This window comes from Bradyrhizobium sp. 33ap4 (assembly GCF_032654765.1).
In the GTDB taxonomy this organism is placed as follows: Bacteria; Pseudomonadota; Alphaproteobacteria; order Rhizobiales; family Xanthobacteraceae; genus Bradyrhizobium; species Bradyrhizobium australafricanum.
Window position 1 is genome coordinate 1 of record NZ_JAUMTJ010000141.1, and the last position, 3,782, is coordinate 3,782.

Genomic DNA, 3,782 nt, shown 5'->3' on the forward strand with positions numbered 1-3,782 from the left:
GAGTTGCGAGGGTGTGGTGGCGCCTGTGGCAGGCGCGGTGATCGAGATTGCCATTGGCGAGGTGATCGTGCGCGCCGGCGTGGACGTCGACGAGGCGCAGTTGCAGCGGGTGATCCGGGCGGTCCGTTCGGCATGATCCCCTCCGGCGTGAAGGTGTTCCTGGCGAGCCATCCAGTCGACTTCCGCAAGGGTATCGATGGCCTTGTTGCGCTGGTGCGCGATGCCGGCTCAGATCCGTTCGACGGTGCGCTTTATGTGTTCCGCGCCAAAAGAGCCGACCGAATAAAGATCGTATGGTGGGATGGCTCCGGCGTGTGCCTCTATTTAAACTACGTGCATTCATACTACACCTCCTTCAGCTTCAGTTGAGGGTTTTAGCACCAGTGACGTCGTGAGGGCGGCGGCTCGATCGACAAGACGATTCCATCGGCTGCATTGCTTGCGGGGCAGGTTCGATGTGGGAATCTCGTATAGGCAATAGTGTGCATTGTAGGCATGCCTGGTAACGAGTCCATGTTCAGCCCACCTTGCGAGGGTCGTTTCGTGGATGTTAAGGCGCGCCGCGGCTTCCCGTTTTGTCAGCATTCCGCGATCTCGCAGTCGGTCATAGCGCGAGCGCAAGCCATAGCGATGGACGAGATATGCGACCCGCAAGGCCGTGAAGCGGGTCTCGTGGCGGCCAGGGCGCGCTGATCCACCCGGGCGATATCCTTGCTGGTTGAGAAGTTCGGCAATCTCTGAACAGATGTGTTTGTCGAGGAGCTTGTCGACCAACTCGACGATACCGGGTTGCGTCTTGACCTGCTGCGCGGAAGATTTTGGGCTCATGGTGGTGAGCGTTTGGATTTTGCCGCCCTTGAAGCGAACATGAATTTTGGTGGTTCGTTCCGCCGGCACCTTGATGAGGGTGACATCTTCGATGATGTGGGCGAGCAGCCGTTTGCGTTCACGATCCGGCGTGTCTGGATCTGCCCAAAGCTTTTTGAAGTCGACGGTCATCGCGGTCAGCCGCTCGCGAACAGCTTCATCGAGGAAGAGCTGATCCTGCTCTCGCGCGCGCTCGCGATCGTCGCGGGCTTTGGCCAGCACGCGGAGCTTGTCATTCCATTCGCCTTCGAGCGTGTCGGCGACGAGACGATTATTGGGGTCGACCAACATGAAGCGGCGCTGAGCGAGATCCGCTTCGATTTTGGCCCGTTCGGTCGCCCGACAGCGCAGCCGGTCTGCTTCCTCATACCTGGCTTCGATCTCCTTGCGGATGTCGAGCGTCAACTCGACGGCGGCCGGCGTCATCTGTTCGGCAATCAGCATGCCGATGGCTTTATCGATCTGAGGCCCGGCGATTGACTGGCAGTTTGGCTCGCCACGATAACCGTGAGCGCGATCACAGACGTACCAGGCATCCAGCCGTCCGCGCCGGGCAGTGTAGCGGATGCGAAAATGTTTACCGCATTGCCCGCAGACCGCCCGTCCTTGCAGCAGTGCCGTCCCCTCCCGAGGAGGCGATGCGCGCGCCACTTCATATCCTCGACCGTTGGTCTTGAGAATTTTGAGATTCTCCTGGAACTGCTCCCACGTGATGTAGCCGGGATGGGCATCCGGGATACAAGCCAGCCAGTCATCGTGGTCACGCCGCTGCAGAGTCTTCTTACCGTCGATGGTTCGTCGATAGCGCCGGCGTCCATAGGCGTAGGCGCCGGCATACCGCGGATTGTTCAAGACGCGTATCGCCGTTGACGCGGTCAGTGTCCGAAACACCGTGGTCTCGCTGTTGCGCAGACGCGAGGGAAACAGAAGGCCCTCCTTGCGAAAGGCCTTGACGGTCTGGCATGCGGAGCCCACGCGAGAGAACGTGTCGAAGAAATGGACGATTGTCTCCCTGATCTGAGTGTCGGGATCGAACGTCACGTTGCCGGAGTGGTCATAGATCAGCCCGGTTGGCAAGACGCAGCGGTACTCGCCGCGCCTGACCTTGTTGAGGATTCCGCCGCGCAGCCTTGCTTTGATCACATGCAACTCGGCCTCACTCATTGTGCCCTTGAGCCCGAGCAGGAGGCGGTCATTGAAGCTTGACGGATCGTAGACGCCATCCTCATCGAGGATCAGGGTGTCGGCTAGTGCGCAGATCTCCAGCAAACGCTGCCAGTCAGCATTGTTCCGCGCCAGGCGGGAGACCTCCAGGCCCATCACGATGCCGGCGTGCCCCATGCCGACGTCGCTGACCAGGCGCTGAAAGCCCTCGCGCCAGACAGCCGATGCACCGGACTCGCCCTGATCGCTGTCGATGACGATTATTTGCTCGTCGCGCCAGCCAAGGGCAATTGCGCGTCCACGAAGTGCATATTGCCGCTTCGCGCTCTCGACGTTCTCGATGACTTGTCGCATCGAGGACTGGCGAATGTAGAGGTAGGCACCCCGTTCGAGGTGGTGAGGCTGGACTTTGAGGGACTCCTTCATGGCGTTCTCCGCTCGGGTGTGCTCATCGCCATTGTCGCGAGCACGTAAACGACAGCTGTGTGCTCGTTACGCGGCACTGGTGGAGTATACGAGGCAACTGACTGTTGAACGGGGGCTGCGGCGGCCAGCGTCTGCGCCCACCCCCACATGCCCCGGCGCAGAAAAAGCATGAGGCCACTGCGGGCCGTAGGCGGCAGCGCTTCGCCGAGAGCTGCCATACGCAGCACCTCATACTGGGCCGCAATGGCGGTCGAGAGGATCGAACACGCCGGTGTCGTGGGGTGTTCATCCGGCAGTTTTTTTTAATGCTCGCTCGATCGTCCTGGGATGAACCTCGATGCCGAGCTCGGCGCGGATCAAGCTCGCCAGCTCCCGAGCGCGAACCGGCTCGCCCGGGACCAGCCGCGCCTGCAGGAAGGCGAGGACCTCGCCCTGGACCTTGTGGGGGCCGCGGGGGCCCGGCTTCTTTGGGACCAGTCCCGCAATCCCGGCGGCATCGAAGCTCGCCTTCGCTTGGTAGTAGGTCGGCCTGGAGACGCCATACTCGTCGGAAGCCTCCGTCACCGAAGCGTTGTCGATCGAGACACGGCGCAGCATCTCGTACTTGACCTGCACGGCGTCGTGCGGATCGAAGAACTCGCTTCCCTGAAACTTTGGATCGCGCACCTTCTCGGGCGTCGGATTGAGCGTGCCCTCCTCGAGGAGGGCGTCGATCTTTGAGCGCTTGCTGTCGTGCTTCGCCGGCACCGTCGGCTCCGAGCGTACAAGAAGGCGTTAACGTAAATATATTTACGCCGCTAAATGCATCGCTGTCAAGGTCGCGAAAGTAGCCTATAGCGCATTTATAACTCGTATTTGATGAAGCGATGCGGACAAAAGAGGGCTGATGCGGCATTAATCACCTTACATCTGCGGCATAATCATCCTTACGGTTTGCGCGCGATCGCAACGCTGCCCCGTCGGAAAGGCGCTTCACCAGGCTGGCCAGCTCCATCAGGTCGAAAGTACGCAAAAGTGCCCGTCCATGACCCATGACGATCTCTGCGTCCGGGCTCACAAGGTCCGTCCATTGCGGAGGAACCGACCATACGGTCGCGCCGTCGCCCTGCAGCAAGAGGCGTTCGCCATACCGGTTGTATCGTTTGCCGACGCAGAGAAGCTGCCGCCCAAACAATGGGTGGAATGGATGCATCACCCGCACAAACTGCCGCGCTGCATCCGAAGAGTCTGCATTCTCAGTTGAGGTACAAACGGCTTGAGAAGGCGAGGTTCTGCTGGCCGCGGATCGGGCATCATCGGGTGCAGCTGAATGCTGCGCAGTTGAT

General features: G+C 60.5%; 4 protein-coding genes. 1 reads left to right on the forward strand and 3 read right to left on the reverse strand.

From position 1 onward, the window contains the following. The first annotated feature begins 132 nt into the window (after positions 1-132). Positions 133-369 carry an IS66 family insertion sequence element accessory protein TnpB gene (gene tnpB / locus Q2M23_RS43215; protein ID WP_256520913.1) on the forward strand — a complete coding sequence of 79 codons (237 nt, stop codon included), beginning with the start codon at positions 133-135 and terminating at the stop codon, positions 367-369. Here tnpB and Q2M23_RS43220 read toward each other — a convergent pair. The 3 genes from Q2M23_RS43220 to Q2M23_RS43230 all read right to left on the reverse strand — a co-directional run. Further along, positions 340-2,457, reverse strand: coding sequence for a recombinase family protein (locus tag Q2M23_RS43220; RefSeq protein ID WP_316399459.1), 2,118 nt, complete (start codon positions 2,455-2,457; stop codon positions 340-342). The two genes, tnpB and Q2M23_RS43220, sit on opposite strands and share 30 nt — an antisense overlap. A 285-nt stretch (positions 2,458-2,742) precedes the next feature. Further along, positions 2,743-3,204: a helix-turn-helix domain-containing protein gene (locus tag Q2M23_RS43225; protein ID WP_229172375.1), complete on the reverse strand. Its 462-nt coding sequence runs from the start codon at positions 3,202-3,204 to the stop codon at positions 2,743-2,745. 151 nt (positions 3,205-3,355) lie between these two features. Further along, the coding region (locus Q2M23_RS43230) for a DUF5372 family protein (protein ID WP_316399460.1) at positions 3,356-3,782 on the reverse strand (427 nt) is incomplete at its 5' end.

Bases quoted from the DNA above. Each gene is read 5' to 3' on its own strand.
- Q2M23_RS43220 (WP_316399459.1), bottom strand. From the start codon at position 2,457: ATGAAGGAGTCCCTCAAAGTCCAGCCTCACCACCTCGAACGGGGTGCC.
- tnpB (WP_256520913.1), top strand. From the start codon at position 133: ATGATCCCCTCCGGCGTGAAGGTGTTCCTGGCGAGCCATCCAGTCGAC.